This window comes from Lachnospira intestinalis, from assembly GCF_040095895.1.
GTDB classification, from domain to species: domain Bacteria; phylum Bacillota; class Clostridia; order Lachnospirales; family Lachnospiraceae; genus Lachnospira; species Lachnospira intestinalis.
This window is the reverse complement of sequence record NZ_JBBMFS010000006.1, coordinates 149,787-172,124: the sequence shown is the minus strand read 5'-3', so window position 1 is coordinate 172,124 and position 22,338 is coordinate 149,787. Positions and strand designations below refer to the sequence as shown.

Annotated in this window: 24 protein-coding genes; 7 read left to right on the top strand and 17 right to left on the bottom strand. The window is 40.2% G+C overall.

The annotated features are described in order from the left end of the window. Window positions 1-3: 3 nt before the first annotated feature. The 4 genes from WMO37_RS08910 to WMO37_RS08895 form a co-directional block, all read right to left on the bottom strand. Window positions 4-660, bottom strand: coding sequence for a hypothetical protein (locus WMO37_RS08910; protein WP_008705633.1), 657 nt, complete (start codon window positions 658-660; stop codon window positions 4-6). After that, window positions 657-1,727 (bottom strand): ABC transporter permease subunit, encoded by a 1,071-nt coding sequence (locus WMO37_RS08905; protein WP_009265790.1) that lies wholly within the window; start codon window positions 1,725-1,727, stop codon window positions 657-659. Before WMO37_RS08905 ends, WMO37_RS08910 begins: the two co-directional genes overlap by 4 nt. A 116-nt stretch (window positions 1,728-1,843) precedes the next feature. Then, window positions 1,844-3,022: a HAMP domain-containing sensor histidine kinase gene (locus WMO37_RS08900; protein ID WP_174087650.1), complete on the bottom strand. Its 1,179-nt coding sequence runs from the start codon at window positions 3,020-3,022 to the stop codon at window positions 1,844-1,846. Further along, window positions 3,010-3,684 (bottom strand): response regulator transcription factor, encoded by a 675-nt coding sequence (locus WMO37_RS08895; protein ID WP_118737430.1) that lies wholly within the window; start codon window positions 3,682-3,684, stop codon window positions 3,010-3,012. Before WMO37_RS08895 ends, WMO37_RS08900 begins: the two co-directional genes overlap by 13 nt. A 220-nt stretch (window positions 3,685-3,904) precedes the next feature. Between WMO37_RS08895 and WMO37_RS08890 the strand changes: the two genes are divergently transcribed. The 6 genes from WMO37_RS08890 (at window position 3,905) to mobQ (ending at window position 9,037) form a co-directional block, all read left to right on the top strand. Continuing rightward, the gene (locus WMO37_RS08890) at window positions 3,905-4,822 is read left to right on the top strand and encodes a ParM/StbA family protein (protein ID WP_349154830.1); all 918 of its coding nucleotides are present in this window, start codon (window positions 3,905-3,907) and stop codon (window positions 4,820-4,822) included. A 3-nt stretch (window positions 4,823-4,825) separates the two neighbouring features. Further along, window positions 4,826-5,209 carry a hypothetical protein gene (locus WMO37_RS08885; RefSeq protein ID WP_015560111.1) on the top strand — a complete coding sequence of 128 codons (384 nt, stop codon included), beginning with the start codon at window positions 4,826-4,828 and terminating at the stop codon, window positions 5,207-5,209. Window positions 5,210-5,227: 18 nt separating this feature from the next. Beyond that, window positions 5,228-5,944 (top strand): replication initiator protein A, encoded by a 717-nt coding sequence (locus WMO37_RS08880; protein WP_349154829.1) that lies wholly within the window; start codon window positions 5,228-5,230, stop codon window positions 5,942-5,944. Next, complete coding sequence (locus WMO37_RS08875; protein WP_055195114.1) at window positions 5,941-6,798, top strand: ATP-binding protein; 858 nt, start codon at window positions 5,941-5,943, stop codon at window positions 6,796-6,798. Before WMO37_RS08880 ends, WMO37_RS08875 begins: the two co-directional genes overlap by 4 nt. Before the next feature lie 170 nt (window positions 6,799-6,968). Further along, the gene (locus WMO37_RS08870; RefSeq protein ID WP_005362330.1) at window positions 6,969-7,190 is read left to right on the top strand and encodes a DUF3847 domain-containing protein; all 222 of its coding nucleotides are present in this window, start codon (window positions 6,969-6,971) and stop codon (window positions 7,188-7,190) included. A gap of 137 nt (window positions 7,191-7,327) precedes the next feature. Continuing rightward, the gene (gene mobQ, locus WMO37_RS08865; RefSeq protein WP_055195116.1) at window positions 7,328-9,037 is read left to right on the top strand and encodes a MobQ family relaxase; all 1,710 of its coding nucleotides are present in this window, start codon (window positions 7,328-7,330) and stop codon (window positions 9,035-9,037) included. Window positions 9,038-9,129: 92 nt separating this feature from the next. Here the strand turns inward: mobQ and WMO37_RS08860 are convergent, their stop codons facing one another. From WMO37_RS08860 to WMO37_RS08815, 10 genes are all read right to left on the bottom strand, one after another. Continuing rightward, window positions 9,130-9,354 (bottom strand): DUF2188 domain-containing protein, encoded by a 225-nt coding sequence (locus tag WMO37_RS08860; RefSeq protein ID WP_349154828.1) that lies wholly within the window; start codon window positions 9,352-9,354, stop codon window positions 9,130-9,132. Continuing rightward, window positions 9,355-10,281: a hypothetical protein gene (locus tag WMO37_RS08855; protein WP_055195118.1), complete on the bottom strand. Its 927-nt coding sequence runs from the start codon at window positions 10,279-10,281 to the stop codon at window positions 9,355-9,357. A 276-nt stretch (window positions 10,282-10,557) separates the two neighbouring features. After that, window positions 10,558-11,889: an AAA family ATPase gene (locus WMO37_RS08850; protein ID WP_148486446.1), complete on the bottom strand. Its 1,332-nt coding sequence runs from the start codon at window positions 11,887-11,889 to the stop codon at window positions 10,558-10,560. A 170-nt stretch (window positions 11,890-12,059) separates the two neighbouring features. Continuing rightward, window positions 12,060-12,431 (bottom strand): TnpV protein, encoded by a 372-nt coding sequence (locus tag WMO37_RS08845; protein WP_005348469.1) that lies wholly within the window; start codon window positions 12,429-12,431, stop codon window positions 12,060-12,062. Window positions 12,432-12,462: 31 nt separating this feature from the next. After that, complete coding sequence (rlmD, locus tag WMO37_RS08840) at window positions 12,463-14,115, bottom strand: 23S rRNA (uracil(1939)-C(5))-methyltransferase RlmD (RefSeq protein ID WP_349154827.1); 1,653 nt, start codon at window positions 14,113-14,115, stop codon at window positions 12,463-12,465. Continuing rightward, a complete protein-coding gene (locus WMO37_RS08835) occupies window positions 14,112-14,252 on the bottom strand; it encodes a hypothetical protein (RefSeq protein WP_349154826.1) in 141 nt (46 codons plus the stop codon). Before WMO37_RS08835 ends, rlmD begins: the two co-directional genes overlap by 4 nt. Beyond that, complete coding sequence (locus WMO37_RS08830) at window positions 14,242-14,520, bottom strand: DUF4366 domain-containing protein (protein ID WP_349154825.1); 279 nt, start codon at window positions 14,518-14,520, stop codon at window positions 14,242-14,244. Before WMO37_RS08830 ends, WMO37_RS08835 begins: the two co-directional genes overlap by 11 nt. A 58-nt stretch (window positions 14,521-14,578) precedes the next feature. Further along, window positions 14,579-17,101, bottom strand: a complete 2,523-nt coding sequence (locus WMO37_RS08825) for an ATP-dependent helicase (RefSeq protein ID WP_349154824.1) — start codon at window positions 17,099-17,101, stop codon at window positions 14,579-14,581. Between the two features lie 242 nt (window positions 17,102-17,343). Next, the gene (locus WMO37_RS08820) at window positions 17,344-18,315 is read right to left on the bottom strand and encodes an SPFH domain-containing protein (protein ID WP_022432971.1); all 972 of its coding nucleotides are present in this window, start codon (window positions 18,313-18,315) and stop codon (window positions 17,344-17,346) included. Window positions 18,316-18,344: 29 nt separating this feature from the next. After that, window positions 18,345-19,028, bottom strand: a complete 684-nt coding sequence (locus WMO37_RS08815; RefSeq protein WP_022432972.1) for a PspA/IM30 family protein — start codon at window positions 19,026-19,028, stop codon at window positions 18,345-18,347. A 241-nt stretch (window positions 19,029-19,269) separates the two neighbouring features. On the opposite strand from WMO37_RS08815, the gene WMO37_RS08810 reads away from it, so the two are divergent. Beyond that, entirely contained in the window at window positions 19,270-19,962 is a 693-nt protein-coding gene (locus WMO37_RS08810) for a DUF1836 domain-containing protein (protein ID WP_022432973.1), read from the top strand. Between the two features lie 179 nt (window positions 19,963-20,141). Here the strand turns inward: WMO37_RS08810 and WMO37_RS08805 are convergent, their stop codons facing one another. From WMO37_RS08805 to WMO37_RS08795, 3 genes are all read right to left on the bottom strand, one after another. Next, entirely contained in the window at window positions 20,142-20,456 is a 315-nt protein-coding gene (locus tag WMO37_RS08805) for a YerC/YecD family TrpR-related protein (protein ID WP_349154823.1), read from the bottom strand. Window positions 20,457-20,542: 86 nt separating this feature from the next. Beyond that, window positions 20,543-21,247 (bottom strand): phosphatase, encoded by a 705-nt coding sequence (locus WMO37_RS08800; protein WP_022432975.1) that lies wholly within the window; start codon window positions 21,245-21,247, stop codon window positions 20,543-20,545. A 24-nt stretch (window positions 21,248-21,271) separates the two neighbouring features. After that, window positions 21,272-22,318, bottom strand: a complete 1,047-nt coding sequence (locus WMO37_RS08795; protein WP_022432976.1) for a transglutaminase domain-containing protein — start codon at window positions 22,316-22,318, stop codon at window positions 21,272-21,274. Between the last annotated feature and the right edge of the window lie 20 nt (window positions 22,319-22,338).

Genomic DNA, 22,338 nt, shown 5'->3' with positions numbered 1-22,338 from the left:
AATCTATCCCCTTTTCTTTAAAGTCATTGGTAATACTGCAAATAAAAACAGCCCCGCTATAAAAGACACAAGCGTTCCATAAATCCAACTCTCGGACATTAATTGAGTAGGTTCACAAAAGCTGAAAGAAAACAATCCCAGATTTCCGAAAAATGAACTTCCCGCTTTTGATATAAGTCCAATGACAATTCCAAATAAACATCCAATACCTGCCCACATATTTCGAAGCAATGTACACAAAATCACAGAGCATATACTCCAAAGCCAGATAGTTCCAAACATTGCAATGAAATATAAAAGAAATATCTGAATACCCGAAATGCCTTCGTTTACACTGCCCGGTTTTTGCCAGAAAAACAAAACATATCCAACACAGGAAAGTATTAATAAATATAATATTTGAACGCCCACTCTCTGCGATATTACTTTTAACTGCTTTTTTTGATCATACAAATGAAATACATCGGCACGCTTACTTTTTACTTCCATCAAATATGTGTCACTACAAAAAATAATTGTTAAAAATGCTATTGGCGACTGAATCGCTGAACCGATTTCTTCATAGTATATAATCGGATGAATAGCACACAATATCAGTATAAATGCACATGAATAAAAAATCTTATATAACGACAGGCAGTTTTTTAGTTCCGTTTTCAATGAACCCTCCTCCTTTTCCAGATTGTAACAGAAATACATACTAATATAACTGATGAAATTACAAGAATAATCTGATTTATGTTTGACATTTTGGCTACATGTGTTTCAAAAAATCTGCCAGGGAATCGCACCATAATAGAGAACGGTCTCATATAATAAATATCATTCTTCATGGTCAGCATATTTGAATATATAATGTGTAAAAACAAGATTGGTGCTGCCGGAAGCGGATTTTTAAATATTAATGCTGTAATTGTATAGACACAACATATCATCAAAAGATTCGGAACAATATAGATCAGAGAATTCACGCAAAAATCAATTGGTGTTACTGGAAAGCCCGATTCTAAAGACGTTTTCAAACACAGCATAAAGAATATAACATTCAAAATCACTAATACTCCCAGCATACTAATGAATCCGCTTATTACTTTCCCACATATATATTGGATTGCCGTAACAGGCTTTGTATGTAATAATTCATAGGTACTTTTTCGTGTATCCTGAATAAATAAAAATGATAGCAAGACTGTTGCAAAAAAGGCCATATGCAATCCTGCAAAATCCGTAAATTTTTTGGCAAAGTACCAGGAAAAAGAATGTTCGGATAATTTCCGCTCGATATAATGATTGATTTCTTCTGCTGTCCCCTTATGAATTTCAAGGTCCTCATAAGCATATATTGCATTATAATAGCCATATTGGGATTCCAAAAACTCAGAAGCAGTCTTTACATCCATATTCTGAATTTCTTTCATTACATGATCTGCTTCCTGCCTGCTAAATCCAAAACCATTTTTGGAGGTGTCCATTAACGTCTCTTTGATCGTATCTTCCCACTCCCTTCTTCTTTCTTTATCATCAGATGTGGGAATGTACCCATCCATGACATCAGCATCTTCCAATGCTACGTCATTTTGTGTGATCTGTTCATTCTGTTTGATATAATGAATTTGCAAATACGATGACAGACATTGATACATACTGGCAACTATAATAATCAAGCCAATCCACAAAACAGGGTTCTTTAAATAATCAAGTATACTTCTTTTTATGATTGTTTTCATTGTATCTCTTCCTTTCTTTATTTCTTTAACAACATCATACAAATCAATTCTCAATAAATTCACAACAAAAAAGACTAAAACCACTTTATTTGTGATTTCAGCCTTATAAAGTATTTTTATTCAGCTTTGAAAAGAGCTTCTACATGAGCACCGCCTTGTCTGGCATTATATATTTTCAAATTTCCTCCATGCTTTTCACAGAAAATACGAGAAATATACATACCAAGGCCAAAATGCTTTAAATCATCTTGTGGATTCTTATGATAAAATGGCTCTGTTACTTTTTCCTCAGTATCCACAAATCCTATTCCATCATCTTCAACAGAAATTATAAGAAAACCATCCTTTTTCTTTATCTGCAAAGCAATACTTTTTTGTGCATATCGAACCGCATTTTCCAGTAAGTTGTCTGTCACTTCCATGACAAGTTCCTCATCCACTTTCACAATGTTTTGTTCCTGCACTCTTTCTACCTTACATAATTTACTTTCCTTCTTGGACAGCATGGCAGCTTCTGCCTCAATCTTTTTTGCCAGTTCCGATAACTCTATCTCTGAGCATTGCAGTTCCCTCTGTTCTAAATGGGACATTTTTCTCATGTTTTCCGTGAAATGCTCTATACGGTCAATCTGATACATGCCTGTTTGTAAGATATCAATAACATCCTCTGTTTTTATACTCTCGGCAGAAACAAACTCTAAGAGCATTTCCTGATACCCACGCAATATGGAAAGTGGAGAACGTATATCATGTGCAATTGCATTCCGCAAAGCCTTCTCGTCATCAATCATTCGCCACATCTTTCTGTTGTTATCTGCTAAATCACTTCGCATCATTTCAAATTCTTTACACAAAGTTCCCATCTCATCTTTATTTTCATAGGACACATGAAAATCCAGTTCATTATCTGCAATCATTTGTGAGGCATCTTTTAGTTCCTGTAGAGGTGTCTTTAACTTATTTTTATAAAAAAAGAATACCGCAGCAACACTCCCAACAATCGAAAAAATCAGTACCGAATATGTTTCCATAAAGTCACACATTTCCGAAAGATGATAGTCCAAACGATTCATCTGCGATTGATTAGGTCTTGATATCTCAATCTCGTATTTCTTTCCATATTGCTGAAACACGTCCGTATAATCTGCATAATCAATATATTTTTCCCATATTTTATTCTGCATATTTCCTGCAAAATGAACTGTAAATCCAGATAACAGAAATGCTGCCGTTAAGCTGATCACAAAATAAAGCAGAATTGTTTTTTTCAGTGACAAGTTTCTTATTTTTTCCATCGGTATCCAATCCCCCATACAGTTTCTATGTATTCTTTTTCTGAATAATCCGCTATTTTTTTCCTTATACGCCGTACTAATTCCGTTATCGTTCTACTGTCCCCTTCCGCATCATATCCACAGACTTGTGCATATATACGTTCTTTATCAAACACCTGCCCTGGATGCATGGATAAGAATTCAATAATCTGATATTCAATTTTTGTGAACTCCATCCTGTGTCCGGCTATAGCTACTATTTTTTCAGAATAATCAATCAGCATTTCATCCATGAAACGGTATTCCGTTTTTTGTTGATGCCTTTCTTCTCTCTTTATGTTTGTGACAATCCTTGCTTCCAACTCCCGAAGACTAAATGGTTTCGTAATATAGTCATCCCCACCCGAAAGCAACCCATTAATTTTATCATCTTCATCAACTCTTGCTGTTAGAAACAAAATCGGGCATAACACTTTACTGCGTATCAGACGACATACTTCAATCCCATCCATGCGTGGCATATTGATATCCAACAAAATAATATCCGGTTTCATTTTTATTTTATTTAATGCTTCCATTCCGTCTGTAGCCGTAATGGTTTCATATTGTTTCATATCAAAATAACTACAAAGCATTTTCACCAATTCTTTATCATCATCGACAACTAAAATCTTGTATTTCATCCAAACCACCTCCAGTATCCATATTATACGATAAAAAACAATGAAATCACAACAAGAGTACATGAAGAATGTACGCACAATATATCTTTTTTCTCAATTCCAGCTCAATTTCCACTCAATGTCTTTTACCTCCGATTTTCGTATGCTTATCTCACAGCAAAGCAGTACCACACCGGTATGACCTGCTGAATCAATCAATACGAAAACGGAGGTATTTTTTATGCGAGAACTCAAAAACACAAAAATCATCGCTGTAGATCATGGCTATGGCAATATGAAAACAGCAAACACCGTCACGCCAACCGGAATCAAAGCCTATGAAACAGAACCAATCTCCACTGGAAATATCCTGGAATATAACGGCATTTACTACCGGATTGGCGAAGGACACAAAGAATTTATCCCGGATAAAGCTATGGACGAAGAATATTATCTTCTGACGCTAATGGCTATTGCAAGGGAACTGAATGTCTTTTCCATCCGTGAAGCAGATGTTCATCTGGCTGCCGGACTTCCTCTGACATGGATCAGAAATCAAAGAGAAGCTTTTCGTTCCTATCTGCTCCAGAATCCAGAAGTCCATTACCGTTTCAACGGCAAAGAATATCATCTCCACTTTGCGGGATGTAGCCTTTACCCACAGGGATATCCGGCTATTGTAAACCACCTTGGAAATTTCAAGGGAACTAATCTCCTTGCAGATATCGGAAACGGAACCATGAACATTCTGTATATTAACAATAAGAAAGCGCAAGAAAGCCGATGCTGGACAGAAAAACTTGGTGTAAACCAGTGCATGATTGCCGCAAAGAACGCTGTTCTGGACAAATTCGGAGTGAAAATTGAAGAATCCACAGTAGAACAGATTCTGCGGTTTGGAACAGCTGACATTTCAGCACCATATCTGGATTGTATCAGTTCTATTGCCAGACAGTATGTGGCAGAACTTTTTTCCACGCTCCGCAAATATGAATATAATCCTGACCTGATGCACCTGTATGTGGTTGGCGGCGGTGGATGCCTGATCCGTAACTTCGGAACGTATGACAAATCACGAGTCACAATCATTGATGACATCTGCGCCACTGCCAAAGGTTACGAATCTCTGGCTTATATGAGCCTGAAAAGGAGGGGATAAACCATGCAGAACAATATCCGCAACACAAACCTGCGCTTTAATCTGGACAAAGAACAACAGCGGAGAGCCTGGGAATATTTACAGACGATGGACAGGCAGGATTTTAAATCTTACAGTCAGGTAATCTCTCTTGCACTGGTAGATTATTTTGACCGCTACTACCGCACACAGGCTGATCCTTATCTGGAAACAAGAGAACGGGAAGAACTTTTTGTGAAACAGATTGTAGATGCAGTGGAAAACAGTCTGAAACAGGAATTGCCACTTTTTCTTTCCGGACTGACTGTAGGCATGGCGCAAAGGGAGCCCCAAATCAGGGCGTCCTTTCCAACACCTGAAAATTCACAGCCGGATAATGATGTAGACTGGGATTTTCTTGGAGAATAACTGATTGGAGGTGAACACATGACGGACTTTCTGACAGCAGACACCAACCTGCCATCTTATATGATGTTTCCCCGTTTCCTTCTGGACATGGAAATAAACGAAACTGCCAAAATGCTTTATATTATCCTGCTCGACCGGGCAAGGCTTTCCCAGAAAAATGAGGGCTGGTCAGATATCGATGGTCATGTGTTCATTTACTTTACAATTGAAGCACTGGCAGAAGTTCTCCACAAAAGCCAGATGACGATTAAAACTGCTCTGGCAGTACTGGAAAAACAGGAGCTTATCTTCCGAAAACGGCAGGGACCCGGACAGCCCAATCGAATTTATGTAAAACTCCCAAAAGAAACCATCCACTATACAGACAGATTTCTTTCCCTAAGACAGACAGAAAACTGTCCTATTGACAGACAGGATTCTTTCCCTGATACAGACAGAAAACTGTCTGGTAATAAGAAAGAGATAAAAAAGAACAATTTAGCAATAAGAGGGAGTAAGGAGCCACTCTCACCCTATGGAAAATTTCAAAATGTTTTTCTGTCAGAAAAAGAGCTTGAAGATATCCGGCAGACAATCCCTGACTGGAAGGATTATATTGAACGCTTATCCGGTTATATGGCTTCTACCGGAAAGCAATATCAGAACCATGCAGCTACCATCATCAGTTGGGCAAGACAGGATCATCCTGCTTCCTGGCAAAGAAATTACGAAAGTGAGGAATACGAAACACTATGACAAGATTTACAGAAAAAGCAACCGCTATAACACCAAACAGAGAGCTTCAGCCTGATGAATATTTTAACGAAACAGACCACCTGATCTACTGTTCCAAATGCAATACGCCAAGACAATGCCGGCATGAATTACAGGGAAAGGTTCTTATTCCTTCCATCCGCTGTAAATGCCAGCAGGAAATCTTTGAGCAGGAAGAAACCCAGAGAAAACTTCATGAAAAACAAATGGAAATAGAGCATCTTAAAACCAGCGGCTTACAGGACAAAGCACTCTATGACTACACTTTTGCCAGGGATAACGGCATCAATCCGGAAATAAAACTGGCACACAATTATGTAAGCAACTGGGAAGAGATGAAAGCAAACGCCTCCGGACTTCTCATCTGGGGTGATGTCGGTACTGGAAAATCTTTTTTTGCAGGCTGCATTGCCAATGCCCTGCTGGAAAAAGGCGTTCCTGTACTGATGACCAACTTTTCCCAGATTCTGAATACCCTTACCGGAATGCATTTTGAAGACAGAAACCAGTTCATCAACAGCTTAAACCGCTACAGTCTTCTGATTATTGATGATCTCGGAATTGAGCGGAACTCTGACTTTGCACTGGAACAGGTATTCAATGTGATCGACAGTCGTTACCGCAGTAAAAAGCCCCTGATCATAACGACCAATCTCACTTTATCAGAGCTGAATAATGCCGCTGATATCGCACACAAACGAATTTATGACCGTATTCTGGAGAGATGTATTCCTGTCCGTATCAATAACCGGAATATCCGTCAGGACAATGCAACAGATAATTTAAAACGGGCGAAAAAAATCCTGTTGAACAATCATGCTCCGAACCAGAATTGACTCAAAGAAGTATAACGCAATGATTATTTTTCACTGACAGTGGTACTACTATCTTTCCTTATTTTTCACCAAGAACATGCCACTGTCAGTTATCTAAAACCATAGTACCAAACCAAAAGATTTTAAAACCAAAAATGCCCGGATACGGGCATAAAAAGGAGGTGCCAGGTATGGCAGATAAAAGAATCATGACACCGGAAGAAAAAGCACTTTTACAGGCAAGACACCGCCAGGAAGAAGCTGAAGCAAGAAATCGCAAAAAAGAACGTGATGCCAGAACACACCGATTAGTCCAGGAAGGAGCCATTCTGGAAAGTATTGTTCCCCATATTAAAGAAATGGATTTAGATTCCCTGAAACGGGAGCTGATGATCCGGCTACGGGGAATGTAAACGCACAAGTTCTACTCCCGAAGGGCGCACTTACTCACCACCTGATAAATCAGGCAGTGGTATCCCCTTCGGGGCTCGTGCGCTCTGCCGAGGGCTTTATCCGCTGTTGCAGGCAACATCGAAAGGAGGTGCCAGATATGGCAATTTATCATATGCAAGCTAAAGTCGTCAGCCGTGGTTCCGGTCGATCTGCTGTTGCTGCTTCTGCTTATATGAGTTGTAGCCGGATGTACAATGATTATGATGATATCCAGCATGACTATACCAGAAAGCATGGGCTGATCTATCAGGAAGTGATGCTTCCTCCAATTGCTCCATCCAAATGGATTGACCGGGAACAACTCTGGAACGCTGTGGAAGAAACCGAAAAGACCAAAGACAGCCGACTGGCAAGAGAATTTGTTGTCGCACTCCCTGTTGAGTTGGATAAAGACAGCAATATTTCTCTTCTTCAGGATTTTATTAAAAAGAATTTTGTAGATATGGGGATGTGTGCTGATTTTGCCATTCACGATACAGATGGTCACAATCCCCATGCACACATTCTTCTTACTGTCCGACCACTAAATGAAAATGGAACATGGCAGTATAAAACAGAAAAAGAATATCTCTGTATCAAAGATGGAGAAGAAAAAGGATTTACTGCTTCTGAATTTAAAACTGCTCAGAAACAGGGATGGGAAAAGCAATATCGCTATAAAGTTGGGAAAAAGAAAGAATATCTGACTTCCTCTGCCGCACAGGAAAAAGGATATGAACGGATTGATAAACACCCCAAGAGCAGCCGATATGGCAGACAGAATCCTATTTCCGAACAATGGAACAGTGATGAACAACTTTGCATCTGGCGGGCAAACTGGGCAGATGCTGTAAATAAAATGCTTGCACGTAATCAGATAAATGCTACCATTGATCACCGCAGCTTTGCAGATCAGGGAATCACCGAACAGCCAACTATCCATGAAGGCTACATTGCCCAGAATATGGAAAAGAAAGGCATGATAGCAGACCGCTGTGAAATCAACCGTCAGATTCGTGCGGATAACAAAATGCTCCGAGAATTAAAAGCAAAAGTAGCAAAACTGGCTGAAGCTGTAGAAAAGTCTATTCCAATAATTGCAGAAACATTGGAAGCAATCCGAAATCACATGATTTTTACACAATATCATTTGCTCCACAATGAGATGCAAAAAAAAGTGATCCATGACTGGATGAATCATTTTAATCCAATACTGAATAAATACAACACCGTTAAAAAGAAACTCAAAGCTAAAGTTACAGAACGGAAAGAACTGAATGTGCAAAAGGATAAAACCAGTATTTTGAATCCCATCCAGCATATAAAATTAAATCAGCAGCTTACCACTATTACCGAAGAAATCGAAGAACTGAAATCAAGGAAAGAGCAGCTAATCTTCCAGGCAGAATGCTCTACAGATAAAGATATGACGAATCTATCCAAGAAATACGACCAGATGAAGAACAATCTTGATATCCTAGATTCTCAGGACATCTCGCTCAAAAAACAGCTTGAAAAAGATGCTGCCGCTTTCCGAGAAGAAAAATTTCGTCCTGAACCTGAACAGTATACAGAATTGCTGGACACCAGAATCCAGATACGTCCTGATTTTCGGGATAAGCTGATCGAACAGCTCAAAGGTACTTTCGGTAAGTATTATGACTATCACCGCCGTGATATTGCAGCCGATGAGGTGGATTATCTCAATGTGGAGGATCCTGATGTTTTCTCTCATCGTGCATGGGAACTTGAATATCAGAGGAAACAGGAGATGCGACGAAATCAGCCTATTCGATCTAAGAAAAGGTCACATGATATGGAATTATAATTTGTTTCTTCTTTGACCTCTTATAAACACAAGAGCTGAACAAATAGGAGTTTTCGTCCTATCTGTTCAGCTCTTTGTTTACTTATTATAGTTTATCCTCTCGGCGGAAACGGATCATTTCCATATGAATCTCTTTCTCTAATTCTCCCATTTTTTCCATGAATAAACAGTTCAGCTTCTTGGTTCCTAGCTATTTCTCGTGCTCTCTGTATAGCTTTAGCCTGTGTATCAGTTCTAACTGTTGCTCTTGTATTGTTCTCACCCTTAACTTGCCAGCCACCTTCTTTATGTGGCGTTACATGTTGATTTTTTCCCATTTATGCTACCTCCAACAAATCACGTATTTCTTGTTGCCAATTATTATTATGAATTATTCGTACATCTTGCAAATTCTCTTTTAAAATTTCGGCTTTAGTAAGTTTTGAAAGTTCTTCCCAATTTTTTCCAAAAACATATGTGGCATTGTTCGGATAAACGCTTTCCAAAACATATATGTTCCTATGCATGAATCCAAAAATCACATACCCATGAAATCCAGATTTCCCATATGCTCTAAAATCAGGCTGAAAAGAATTTATAAACTCACATTTATCAATTAGCAATTTTTTCGCAGTCTTACTACTTTTAGCAGATACTTTTTGTAAATCATCTTGCATCCTTTTCCACGGATAATCTCCACTTGGTAACACTTCCCAATTCAGCTTTATAGTTCGGGTAGGCATCACATTTTCAAAATTCTCAGTTAATATTTCACACTCTTCAAAATTAGTAAGAAAAATATTAATCGTATTTATCAGCAACTTTTCATTATCATGACAATATGAAATGAAATCCGTCATTACCATCAACTGGCCTTGTTCATCATATTTCAAGAACAATTCCACACTGTATGGCTCGAATTTTATTCTTGCATATCTCTCACGAGGAATGGTAACAAAATCCGTCACCTCTCTTGTCTCTCCACGGCCTGCCCACTCATGTCGCGTCCACCACAAAGTTTGTGTATACTGTTCTTTCGGTTTTGTTTTATCCTTAATATAAAAAGGCTCTGCATTTCTCTTCAGCGTCGGATTTAACATGGATGGTAAAACTCTCTCGCCTTCAATTAAATCCTCCGAAAATCCCAGTTTCACTAATATCCCTTTAAATCTCGCTGCATCACGTAGTACCATCATCAGATTCTTTCCCTCTTCAACATGGTTCAAACATGATAAACTATTAATTCTTTTCTTTTTAATAATCAAATTATTTCCTCCATTTTATATAAAAAATATATCTATATGAAAAGGAGAAATGACCAAAGTACTTATAAATTTAATGGCGCAATAGCTACCATATTACTACAATTCCGTCATATATTTTATCTCTCCTGTATTAAATTTTTATTGAAAGTTTGTAGTAACCATGGTATTATTGGTTTGGATTATTTTATATTGCGCCATGGTCATTTCGCCCATGGTTACTACATTTGGTAGATATCTACCACCTGAACCAAAGTTGGCGCTTTGGTTCTTTTTTTATTACAAATTCTGAGTATTGGGAATCGCTCCAAATACTCCTTGTAAGTATTTCGCAGCAATATTATCATTGCTTCTCACATTTGGATAATCGCTTAATCTGCACATGCTTGTTTCTCCATACTGGTTCTTATCTGTAAACCATACCTGATCTCTCCGTACTCCATCGAGTAGCAGTGTGTCATGTGTTGTACATATTAACTGTGCATGATGCGGATTAGATTCATTAGAATTAAACAAACCAGCTAAAAGCTTTACTAAATTAGGATGTAAACCATTCTCTATTTCATCAATAAATAACGTACTTCCAGCATCTAATGCCTCAAAAATAGCAGGTAAAACTCTCAGCATTCGAATAGTTCCATTTGATTCATACTTCAAAAATGGAAGTTCTATCTCCCCAACTTGTTTATGATCTTTGTAAGTAGCATGAAGTGATTGAACACTTACATGTATGTTTTTGATGACCAGCTCTTTGTTCTCTAAATCGTCTTCACTCAATACATGTTTATCCATTTTTGATTCCAAATCAACCTTTAAATTTGTCAATGTGGGATCAGCTATTTTTAAATACTTGAGATATCTTTCTATTGCTTCCTCATTAGTATTTTCTTCATCAAAATCCGGTGCATTTCCAACCGAAGCCATATTTATCACACGATAATTCATTATTTCATTCAGAATCATACTTGCTAAAGGATTGTTTAACATAGCCGCCATTGCCAAGCATAATGCGTCTTCTCTAACAACAGATACCATATTCTTGAAACTAGACAATCCGGAGCGAAGTACTATGTCTTCATATTTTGGAGAAGTCCTCTTAATAAGTACTTCTGTCCGTTTCTTCTTTTTGGTCAAAAGCTCTTTTTGAATTTTTCCATCCTGAATTGCAAATGAATAAGTGTATAAAATTTCCTCGATAATCACCTGAATCTCAAAATACGTCTCTTTACTTTTACAATCAATATCAAACTTAAAAGTTTCGATTGGTGCTGCTAGTTCTTTCTTAATTGCAGGAACTTCTAATAGCTTATTATTATTAGCTCCCAACACAGTAGACATTATTATCATCTTCTGCATTTTCGTAAGTGCTGCCAAATAATTTGTTTTTCCAGAACCATTTGCTCCATAAATGTATGAAATTTTATTATAGTTCTGTCCAGAGACTTCAAATGTATTTTCCTCTAAGAACTCTTTTTTCAAATTCTCCGCAAGGGTTGTGATTCCAGTTATCTCCTTGAATGGACCTGTATTTCCTACTGAAAATGAAACAAACATAATTACACCATACCTTTCTACATCTTGGATTATACCTTCCCCCATCCAATCTGTCAATAGTTATCTTATATTTTCGTATTTTTTTACGATTTTCAGCTTTACCATAGCTTATTTCAATAAAAATCAAATAAAATATATGTATTTAACGCGAATTATGTCATTAATACCTGTCACCAGTTTTAGCTGCCAAGAAATAACAAAGGGACTGTCCAACAGTCCCTCAGCTATTATTTATAAATTATTTCATGACGCACAATCTCTTCTGCAGAATTCCGGACATTATTTACCGCTCTAACCCATTCCATCTGGTCACGAGCTTTCAATTCTTCCGTAATGCCCTGCTTCTCCATCATCTGACTCACCAGAATATCCATTCTCTCCTGTGCTTCATCGTCCACAGTATTCAGATGTTCTGTCAGTCTGTCTTCCAGCATATACAGTGAATACATTGCCGGACGATGCTCTTTCAGATATGTTTTCCGCATCATTCCATATTTCCCATAATGCGGTTCTTCATCTGTACTGACAAGATTCGGATAGTAAATTCCGTCTGCGCCAAGTGTGTAGGTTCCACCCATTTTTTCAAATGTGCTTTTCATGTGTTATTCCTCCTTGAAATCAGCGATGTCCTTAGATCATCGCATAATATTTCAGGGCAGCCTTGATAGCATCTTCTTTCTCTTTCGGGCATTGCGGAACTCTTGCATTTTCTGATTTTGAAAGATTATAGTTTTCTCCCACTTCAATTCCACATTTGCGTTTTACCTGAGAAATATATAAACTTGAAACCTTCAAGCCAAATTCTTTCAGCACATAATCTTTGATTTCCTGATAGGTTGCTTTCAACTCGGCACTGGTGGCATCCAGCTCGTCCAGGTCTAAGTCGATCTCTATCGTGTCATCTGGTTTTTGTTGGGACAAAAGAACTACCGTCTCCACATGCACCGTATTCGGAAACATATCCACGCAACAGCTCTTTACAACCTTATATCCTCTCTGCTGTAACACCGCCAAATCTCTTGCCAGTGAAGTCGGTTTGCAGGAAATGTAGACCATGCTGTCCACACCGTAATCAATAATCTTCTCCAGTGCTTTCGGATGGATGCCGTCACGCGGCGGGTCTAACATGATAAAGTCCGGGCGGTCTGTGATATTATCGAGTGCTTTTAACACATCATCTGCGATAAATTCACAGTTGTCCAGTCCGTTTCTTTCTGCATTTTCTGCGGCTGCTGCCACAGCTTCTTCCACAATTTCAACACCGATAACCTTTTTAGCAACCGGCGCAAGAATCTGTGCAATTGTTCCCGTGCCGCTGTATAAGTCAAAGACCACCTTGTCCTTTGTCGTACCGACATACTCACGCGCCTTGGAATACAGCACCTCTGCTCCCAGTGAATTGGTCTGGAAAAATGAAAATGCCGTAATTTTAAAAGTCAGTCCGAGCAGTTCTTCTTCAATGTAATCCCTGCCGTAAAGTACCGTTGTACCCTCATTTTTGACAACATCGGCGACACTGTCATTGCGTGTATGTAAAAATCCCGTCAGTGTACCGGAAAGCGGCAGTTCCCGTAAAATACCCGCCAGTTCTGCCATATCAAACTCTATCTGTGTCGTTGTCACAACATCCACTAAAATCTGCTGTGTCTTTACGGCTTTGCGCACCAGCAGGTGGCGCAGATAGCCTTCATGGGTCATTTTATGGTAATACGGAAGTTCCTTTTTCCGGCAGTATTCAAGCACCGCCGTTAAAATTTTATGATAATCTTCATCAACGATTTTACAGCCGTCCACCGTCACAATGTCATACATGCTGTTGCGCTTATGCAGACCTAATGCCAGTTCGCCGCCCTTTACTTCATCACCGAATGAAAATTCCATTTTATTGCGGTACGCTTCCTGACACGGGCTTCCGATAATGCCTTCAAAGTTTAATTCCCCGTCAACCGCTTCCGACAGCAGTTTATGAACCTGTGCTTCTTTCATCTTTAACTGTTCTTCATACTGCACACTCTGGTAGACACAGCCGCCGCATGTTCCGAAATGCTTACATCTGTCTGCCGTTTCTGACGGTGCATTTTCAAGCACCTGAAGCAGTCTGCCTTCACATTTGCCGCCGCGCTTTTTATTGACCATAAACCGGACCTTCTGTCCCGGAATTGAATTTTTTACAATAACCTTTTGTCCGTTATCTTCAGGATTTTCCGACTCTGTAAATACCACCGCCTTATTGGGAAAATCCACATGCTGTACGCGTCCTGTATATGTTTCGCCTTTTTTCATGAATACCTCGCTCTTGCTTTCTTTTTATTTTCCTGTTCTGCCATAATCATAAATTTTCTTAAAAAATACCACTGACTGATACTCCAGCCAGTGGCATCCTTGTAAACTTTTTCACTTACGATTGGATTAGTCTTCATCCTCGAAGTCATCTTCCTCAAAATCGTCGTCTTCAAAATCATCATCGTCAAAGTCTTCCAGATAATCCGGTGTGAAATATCTGTAAACCGCATAAGCAATCGCTGCGACTGCCGCAACTGCACCGATGACTGCAAGCACTGCAATCACGCAGTTGCTCTTTTTCTTTTCTTCCTCGGCTTCTTTTTTGTTTAAAAGCTCATTGAGTCTGCTTGCTGCAATAAGTTCTTCTAATTTATCCTCAATCTTATCTCTGCTCATCATCATCATAGCCCCTTTCTTTTCACGTATATTCTATTGTCATTATAGCATATGCCTGCCCGATTTACTACTGTTTTTTTAATTTTGCAAACCCTGCAAGCATTTTTTTTGTGCCAAATTCTTCAAACTGGACTGTCACCATATAATCACGCATACCGTCTTCGATAGCAAGCACCTGTCCGGTTCCGAATTTGACATGGGAAACGGTATCGCCGACCCGGTAGCCAAGCCCTGTCCCGCCTGCTGCCTGTCCTGACGACTTAATTGCCCCGGCTGCTTTCTTTGATGGCATGCTATAGGACGTTGTGGTTTTTGCCGGCTTTTTTAAATCAAATATGTCCATCGGAAATTCTTTCCCAAAACCGACTTTTTTATTCGGCTGTGCAAAGTTTCCTGTACCGTAATTAGTCGGTGTCCTGCCGTAATTTGTGGCATAGGCACTGCCGATGCCTTTCTGTCCACTGATTGCAACCTTTTTATTGCCCTGACCGTAAGTGGTTGTTCCGCTTCCGTAGCGGGACAGCGCCGCCTTTGCATTTGCACGGAAATCAAAGTGTCCCTGTGATTCACTGCTGTCTTTGCCGCCAAAAGAAATGGCACTTTTCTTACTGCCGTAGCTGTGATTTTCAACTTCTAAAAGATTTTCAGGAATCTCCTTTACAAAACGCGACACCTTATTCATCTGTGTTTCGCCGTGAATCATACGTGTCTTTGCCGCACTGATATTTAATTCCTTCTGGGCTCTTGTAATGCCGACATAACACAATCGGCGTTCTTCCTCGACTTCTGTCGGGTCATCGGACATAATCGTCATGTAGCTTGGGAACAGTCCGTCTTCCAGTCCTGTCATGTATACAATCGGAAATTCCAGCCCCTTTGCGCTGTGCAGGGTCATTAACATGACCTGATTGCCGTCCTGATCCAGATTGTCAATATCTGCAATCAGCGCCACTTCCTCAAGGAATCCGCTGAGTGTCGGAGCTGCCTGCGGATTTTCTCTGTCTGTCTGCATTTCTGAAAAATCACCTTCGGTCTGTTCCTCATAGCTGATGATTTTATTCATAAATTCATCGATATTTTCCTGTCTTGCTTCAACTTCTTCCTTGGTTTCGTTTTCCGCAAGTGCTTCCATATACCTCGTATCTTCAAGAATTGTTTCTGTCAGCTCGCGGATAGACAAAAACTGCTTCTTTGCCTGAAATCCCAGAATCAGTGTCACAAAGGATTCAATCTTTGAAAGTCCCCTGCCGATATTCGGAATTTCTGCGGCATTGCACAAGGCATCCCAGAACGTCATATCATTGGCATCGGCAAACTCCTGTACACGTTCCAGTGTTGTCGCACCGATTCCGCGCCGCGGTACATTGATAATTCTTTTCACCGCCTGCCCGTCCATACCGTTATCTATCGTCTTTAAATAGGCAAGAATATCTTTGATTTCTTTTCGCTGGTAGAAGTTAATGCCGCCGTAAATGCGGTACGGCACATTTCTGACTATCAGTTTTTCTTCCAGCAGACGGGACTGTGCATTGGTACGGTAAAGAATTGCAATATCGTTATAATTCCAGCCGTCGCGCACGCAGGCACAGATATTTTCCACCACGCCTTCCGCTTCTTTATAAGCATCTTCATAAATGCGGAAATGAATCTTGTCCCCTTTGCCGTTTTCCGTCCACAGCTTCTTGGATTTTCTTCCGATATTATGCACAATCACCTCATTTGCCGCAGAAAGAATCGTCTGTGTCGAACGGTAGTTCTGTTCCAGTTTGATTACCTTTGCACCCGGAAATGTATTTTCAAAATTTAAAATATTGCTGATATTCGCCCCGCGGAATTTGTAAATGGACTGGTCATCATCACCAACCACGCACAGATTGCCGTATTTTTCCGCCAGCTTGCTAATCAGGCGGAACTGCGATGTATTCGTATCCTGATACTCATCGACCATGATATAACGGAAACGCTCCTGATACGCTTCCAACACTTCCTCATCACGGTTTAACAGTTCAACCGTCTTAAATATCAAATCGTCAAAATCCAGCGCATTATTTGCTTTAAGTGTCTTCTGATACTCTCTATATACACCGGCAATTCTTTTGGCATTGTAATCGCCCCCGGCATTCACTTCCATTTCATCCGGCGAAATCATTTCATCTTTGGCAGATGAAATCGCACTCATAATTGTGCGCTCTTTCAGCATTTTTGTATCGATGTTTAATTTTTTACAGGCATCCCGGATTACGCTTTTCTGGTCGTCCGTATCATAAATCGTAAAATTGGTCTGATACCCGATTCTGTCTATGTAACGGCGAAGAATCCGCACACAGGTCGAATGAAAGGTACTTACCCACACCTGACTGCCGCAGTCCGTTACCTTTTCCACACGTTCACGCATTTCTGCGGCGGCTTTGTTGGTAAATGTAATTGCTAAAATATTATATGGGCTGATTCCACATTCATCAATCAGATATGCAATGCGGTTTGTCAAAACACGTGTTTTTCCCGAACCTGCCCCGGCAATAATTAACACCGGCCCCTCTGTCTGTTTTACCGCCCTTTTCTGGCAGTCATTTAATCCATCTAAATTCAAACCGTTCCTCCATTCCTGCGTGTATACAGTTTCTTTATGACTATCCTGCCCAAAGATGTACACACTGCATACGCACTGTTTCAAGTATGTGTCATTATAAACAAAAAAGAGCTGTCATGCAAGTATTCCAAAAATACTTTTATGCATAACAGCTCTTTTTATATCACCCTTATCAAGAGCTTTCCCCGCTTGACTGCACATTTGTCCGCTTTCGCGAAAATAAAACAGCCGCCGCCGGATTTTTATACTAATTTATGTCCGCAGTTGGAACAGAATTTTGCACCGTTTGTCGGTGAACCACACTCCGGACAGAACTTCGGTGCACTGCCTGACGTACTGCTTTGTGCCGCACCTGTACTCTGTGGCGCGCTGCTCATGCTGTTCATGCTGTCCATCATCTGTCTGCCCATCTGTAATCCCATCTGCATATTCATCATATCCACACCGATGTTAGAGGACTTACCATTGCTCATGTTGTCCGCCATTGCCATCTGTGCATACTTATTCATGTCGCCCACCATAGACTGGGAAGCGGCTTTGTTCTGCATCTTCTGTACTTCTTCCGGATACGAAAAGCTTGAAATGTTAAAGTCGGTAATGGTCAGTCCAATCTTAATCATCTGCATATCAAGGTCTTCTTTAATCCCTGCTGAGATATCATACGCATTGGCTTGAAGATTAAACATATCCTTGCCTTCTTTAGAAATCCACTTCATCAGAAGCTGGTCTAAAACAGCAACAACACGTTCCCTGACATCGTCAACCGTGTACATCTGCTTCACACCCGCCACTTTATCAATTAATGCAAGATAGTCATCGACCTTAATGTTAAATGTACCAAACGCACGGATTGGCATACCGCCCGGAAGTGACGGTGCCGGAATGGCTATCGGATTTTTTGTGCCCCATTTTACGGTAAATTCCTTTGTATTCACAAAAAGAACTTCTGCACGCACACCGCTGTTAAATCCGAACTTAAAGCCTTTTAAAGTTGACAGAAACGGAATGATATCGGATTCAATATCAAAGCTTCCTTCATCCTTAAAAATACCTTCTATCTTACCATTGTACATAAAAATGGCATCCTGTCCTGCACGGATAATCAGGCGGCTTCCTTTTTTAATCTCACGGTTCGTCCATTTCCAGAAAATACAGTCATCTCTGTATTCTTCCCATTCTACAACATTTGCAAGCTGTTTTCCAAATAACCCCATGACTTTTCTCCATTCTGCTGTTATTTATATTATAAGCCCATCTTTGCCTTTAATGCTGCCAGTTCATCATCTACTGCTGCATCCTGTGGTGCTGAATCATACTTTGCTGCAAGATTGTCAATATCAGAATCTTCCTGTGACTGGTTTAACTCTGCCATTGCATTGGCTTCATCTAACATCTTATTGGCTTTTGCTTCCATCTTGCTAAAAGCTGCCATACTGTTGTTTGCACCTGTCACACTTGAACCGATGCTGTTTAAACGTTCCTGTGCCTTAGCTGTCGCAACTTTTGCCTTGATTGCTGCCTTTCTTGATTCTAAGGATTCAATATCCTTTACAAGCTTATCATGCATCTGGCGCATCTTTGCCGCATTGGCTGCTGCCGCTTCATAAGACTGCTGTAATGCTGTCTGTGTAGATACCAGCTGCTGCTTCTTTTCAAGAAACTTACGTGCATCTGCTTCATTCCCTGCTGTCAGTGCCTTTTCAGCATATGACTGCATTTTATTAACCTGCTCTGTACATTCGTCAAGTTCTCTCTTGGCTCTTGTTTCCTCTGCCATAACAGAAGCTGTTTCTGCCTTTACCTTACCCAGATCACTTTCAAGGTTGCGCATGTACTGGTCAATCATCTTTTCCGGATCTTCGCATTTGTCCAGTAAAGCATTGATGTTCGCAGACATAATATCCTTAAATCTTGTTAAAATTCCCATAGTAAATATCCTCCATTCTACCCATTGGTACACAATTATTACCGGGCACTTATCTATCTGCCCCATGAATTACAGTATATTATATTTCCCCTATTTTGTCACGCAATATTGCATAAATTTCATTAATTTTATAACAATTTTTCAAACAATTACAGGTGTTTTATATCCGCCCCTTGCTATCTAGTTTTAAATACTATATAATGTCATATAGTTACTGCTATGTGAATGGAGATGACAAGTTATGAATACTGAATATACACAATTTGTTGCTACGCTGTTAAAGCGGCTGGCAAAGTTAAATTATATCAAACCGGGCGAGGTGCCGAATATCGACCTCTATATGGATCAGGTCACGACCTTTATGGACGAACATTTAAGCGACTGCAAACGCCGCGAAGACGATAAGATTCTGACTAAAACCATGATTAATAATTACACCAAAAACAATCTTTTGCCGCCGCCGGTAAAAAAGAAATATTCCAAGGAGCATTTATATGTCCTGACATTTATTTATTACTTTAAAAATCTGCTCTCTATCAGTGATATACAGACCCTGTTAAATCCACTGACTGAACAGTTTTTTGAAGGAAATGATACCGGCAGCTTAGACGACATCTACAAGCAGATTTATAATCTGTGCAAGGGAGAGATTTCCGGCATTTCAAAAGATGTCCTTGAAAAAGCGCATCTTTCGGAGGAAGCCTTTTCTACCGTTGAAGATACGGACAGCCGCGAATTTTTACAGTTCTTTTCTTTGGTATCTTTACTAAGTTTTGATGTTTATATGAAGAAAAATATTATTGAAAGTCTGATTGACGACTTTGCTTCGCGCAGCCAGCAGGAAGTGCCGCACACAAAGTCTGAGCGCAAGGCGGAAAAGGCGGAACGCAAAGCCGAAAAAGCCGAGCAGAAAAGCCGCAGAAATGAAAAATAAAATTTAAAAATATAAAGCATGGAAAGAAAGCCGCTTTTAATCATGCAGAATTTTTACGGAACAACCAAAAACGGAATGTGATAAGTTTTGTGCTTCTTCACATTCCGTTTTTATAGCCTTGCCGGAGATTGACGTTCAATCCTTTCTCCGGGCAGAATATGTATCTGTTCCGTAATGTTTTATTCCTGCTGTCCTTCTCCGCCTTCCGGAATCTGTAACCGCTCAAATACCTTTTCATAACCGTCGCTGCCGTAATTTAACGAGCGGTTTACACGGCTGATGGTTGCTGTAGAAGCGCCTGTCTTTTCCGCAATGTCCAGATAAGTCTTTTTTTCACGCAGCATCTTTGCCACCTCAAAACGCTGTGAAAGTGACAGCAATTCATTAATTGTACAGAGGTCTTCAAAAAATGCAGCACACTCCTCTTTATTCTCAAGACTTAAAATTGCATCAAATAACTGCTCTACCGCAGGTGTTTTTAATTTACTATTCATAACTGCCCCTTTTCTGTGCTGATAAACTCGCATCAGCATTTTTTCAAAAGTTCCAAACAATACCGATATTTTAACACATTAGCACGTTATAGTAAAGCAGTAAATCTGTCCAAATCCAAATTTGCAATCAGTTGATCCGGAAAATGCACTTCTTTTAACAGCTCTTCCGCATACGAAAAATTGCAGATATCCTCTTCGACATGGGCATCACTGCCAAGTGTTATCATGACACCGTGTTCCATACACAGCTTTAACATACAGAGGTCATTTTCCCGTGCGCCGCTGCGCGGTCCGTCAGGTTTTAATGATGTATTGTTTAATTCGAGAAACTTGTTGTTTTGCTTTGCCGCACGCACCACCGTTTCAAAGTCCACCGGATACCGGCTGTCATCCGGGTGCCCTATGATGTCAACCAGCGGATTTTCAAGAACCTGCACCAGTGCCTGCGTATTCTGCTCCTTTGTACCGGGGCAGATACATGGAATATGAAAGCTTGCAATAACAATGTCCATTTTTTCAAGCAGTGTGTCCGGCATATCCAGTGTTCCGTCATAGTCCATAATATTGGCTTCACAGCCAAACAGACGGCGCACGCCGAATTTTTCCCGCGGCAGGACCTTAAAGTTGCTGAAATACAGTTTGCCGCAGCTGCCCGGCATTTTCGGCGTATGCTCCGTAAACGCAATAGCAGGCAGCCCGATTTGTGCTGCCTTTCTTGTCATTTCATCTATTGTGTTATAAGCGTGTCCGCTTGCAATCGTATGCGTATGTGTATCAATTAAATATTTCATTTTAATCTCCGTTCCATAGACATTTTATTTGCACTCCGGCAGATTCACCGACAGTTCCCTGCGCGTATGGTCTACAGAAATTGCTTTATCTGAAAGATTAAAGTACGCAAAGGAATATGTATTGGATACATCTCCAAGAGAGTCGTCCCACGACAAATCCACATTATAATACTTTCCGTCAATATAGACAATATTCCATGCGTGATAACCGCCGTTAGCATATCCGGTGCAGAAATAACACGGAATATTTAACTGCTGCATAATATACTGAAATGCCCTCGAATATCCGGCACACACCGAGCTTCCGTTAATGAATACGCTGTATGCACTCTGGTTCATGTCTGAATTTTCATCATAGACACACATATTCTGAAGGGCTTTATAAACATACTGTTCCTTGTCAAGGTCGGTCGTAAGCGAACTGGCGCCGTTAATCACCTTCGCCGCCGCATTTAAAAACTTCTGTCTGGCAGACTGCAGTGTCTGTGCCGTTTCATTGTATTTTAACATCACGGAAATGACCGCTCCCTTGCTGGTGTACCCGTAGCTGTAGCCGGTATCCAGCCAGAACAGCTCGGGGTGATCGTTAAAGACCGCATTCATGACATTTTTAATACTGCTCTGGTCAAGCTGACGGCACAGTGTCACACTTTCCTTTAATTCCAGTGCTGCCCCGTACACCTGGTCATAAACTTCCTTCTGTGTATCCGAAAGCATGGCTCTGTACGGATACATATTTTCCGGAAAATCATAAGATGCCGCCGGTGTCGTATCCGTCTGCTGGGATTTGCTGTCTTCCACAAGCTGTCCGGTTCCCTGTACCGGCTGATAATCAGACTTTACCGTATCATTCGTTTTTTCACTTCCGGCTCCGCCGGCGATTTCTGCTTCTACCGTCGCTAAGACATCTCCGAGATTGGTTATGGTTTCCTTTGTAAGACTCTGACCGCCTGCTGATGTATTGACTGCATTTTCAATACCGGCTGAATATTCCTGCGCAATAAAATATGTCCCGCCAACCAGTATTAAAATGAGTATTGAGGCTCTTAAAAATTTGTAAACGTTCCTCATGACTGCTTCCTTTATTCCTA

What these genes read in the sequence shown, in the direction of transcription:
- WMO37_RS08875 (WP_055195114.1), top strand. Translation starts at nt 5,941, where the DNA reads ATGACAAGATTTACAGAAAAAGCAACCGCTATAACACCAAACAGAGAG.
- mobQ (WP_055195116.1), top strand. Translation starts at nt 7,328, where the DNA reads ATGGCAATTTATCATATGCAAGCTAAAGTCGTCAGCCGTGGTTCCGGT.
- WMO37_RS08880 (WP_349154829.1), top strand. Translation starts at nt 5,228, where the DNA reads ATGACGGACTTTCTGACAGCAGACACCAACCTGCCATCTTATATGATG.
- WMO37_RS08830 (WP_349154825.1), bottom strand. Translation starts at nt 14,520, where the DNA reads ATGATGATGATGAGCAGAGATAAGATTGAGGATAAATTAGAAGAACTT.
- WMO37_RS08900 (WP_174087650.1), bottom strand. Translation starts at nt 3,022, where the DNA reads ATGGAAAAAATAAGAAACTTGTCACTGAAAAAAACAATTCTGCTTTAT.
- WMO37_RS08885 (WP_015560111.1), top strand. Translation starts at nt 4,826, where the DNA reads ATGCAGAACAATATCCGCAACACAAACCTGCGCTTTAATCTGGACAAA.
- WMO37_RS08860 (WP_349154828.1), bottom strand. Translation starts at nt 9,354, where the DNA reads ATGGGAAAAAATCAACATGTAACGCCACATAAAGAAGGTGGCTGGCAA.
- WMO37_RS08795 (WP_022432976.1), bottom strand. Translation starts at nt 22,318, where the DNA reads ATGAGGAACGTTTACAAATTTTTAAGAGCCTCAATACTCATTTTAATA.
- WMO37_RS08845 (WP_005348469.1), bottom strand. Translation starts at nt 12,431, where the DNA reads ATGAAAAGCACATTTGAAAAAATGGGTGGAACCTACACACTTGGCGCA.
- WMO37_RS08835 (WP_349154826.1), bottom strand. Translation starts at nt 14,252, where the DNA reads ATGAAGACTAATCCAATCGTAAGTGAAAAAGTTTACAAGGATGCCACT.
- WMO37_RS08820 (WP_022432971.1), bottom strand. Translation starts at nt 18,315, where the DNA reads ATGGGGTTATTTGGAAAACAGCTTGCAAATGTTGTAGAATGGGAAGAA.
- WMO37_RS08800 (WP_022432975.1), bottom strand. Translation starts at nt 21,247, where the DNA reads ATGAAATATTTAATTGATACACATACGCATACGATTGCAAGCGGACAC.
- WMO37_RS08895 (WP_118737430.1), bottom strand. Translation starts at nt 3,684, where the DNA reads ATGAAATACAAGATTTTAGTTGTCGATGATGATAAAGAATTGGTGAAA.
- WMO37_RS08905 (WP_009265790.1), bottom strand. Translation starts at nt 1,727, where the DNA reads ATGAAAACAATCATAAAAAGAAGTATACTTGATTATTTAAAGAACCCT.
- WMO37_RS08810 (WP_022432973.1), top strand. Translation starts at nt 19,270, where the DNA reads ATGAATACTGAATATACACAATTTGTTGCTACGCTGTTAAAGCGGCTG.
- WMO37_RS08815 (WP_022432972.1), bottom strand. Translation starts at nt 19,028, where the DNA reads ATGGGAATTTTAACAAGATTTAAGGATATTATGTCTGCGAACATCAAT.
- WMO37_RS08890 (WP_349154830.1), top strand. Translation starts at nt 3,905, where the DNA reads ATGCGAGAACTCAAAAACACAAAAATCATCGCTGTAGATCATGGCTAT.
- WMO37_RS08805 (WP_349154823.1), bottom strand. Translation starts at nt 20,456, where the DNA reads ATGAATAGTAAATTAAAAACACCTGCGGTAGAGCAGTTATTTGATGCA.
- rlmD (WP_349154827.1), bottom strand. Translation starts at nt 14,115, where the DNA reads ATGAAAAAAGGCGAAACATATACAGGACGCGTACAGCATGTGGATTTT.
- WMO37_RS08870 (WP_005362330.1), top strand. Translation starts at nt 6,969, where the DNA reads ATGGCAGATAAAAGAATCATGACACCGGAAGAAAAAGCACTTTTACAG.